At 34.3% G+C, this 435-nt stretch carries 1 protein-coding gene; it reads left to right on the top strand.

What is annotated here, in order from left to right:
- Window positions 1-435 (top strand): DNA gyrase subunit A (locus tag M3152_RS17850; protein WP_285847310.1); only part of this gene is annotated, 435 nt, incomplete at both ends.

The raw sequence follows: 435 nt of genomic DNA, 5'->3' as shown, positions 1-435 counted from the left end.
CAATACAACTTACGTAAAGCTAAAGATCGTGCCCACATTTTAGAAGGGTTACGTATTGCGTTAGATCATATCGATGAAATTATTTCAACGATTCGTGAATCAGAAACAGATAAAGTCGCAATGGAAAGTTTGCAACAACGCTTCAAACTTTCTGAAAAACAAGCTCAAGCTATTTTAGACATGCGTTTAAGACGTCTAACAGGTTTAGAGAGAGACAAAATTGAAGCTGAATATAATGAGTTATTAAATTATATTAGTGAATTAGAAGCAATCTTAGCTGATGAAGAAGTGTTATTACAGTTAGTTAGAGATGAATTGACTGAAATTAGAGATCGCTTCGGTGATGATCGTCGTACTGAAATTCAATTAGGTGGATTTGAAGACTTAGAGGACGAGGACTTAATTCCAGAAGAACAAATTGTAATTACTTTGAGC

The sequence above is a fragment of the Sporosarcina luteola genome, assembly GCF_023715245.1.
Classification (GTDB): Bacteria; Bacillota; Bacilli; order Bacillales_A; family Planococcaceae; genus Sporosarcina; species Sporosarcina luteola_C.
Note: the sequence above shows the minus strand (reverse complement) of the source record. Positions and strands in the feature narration are given on the sequence as shown.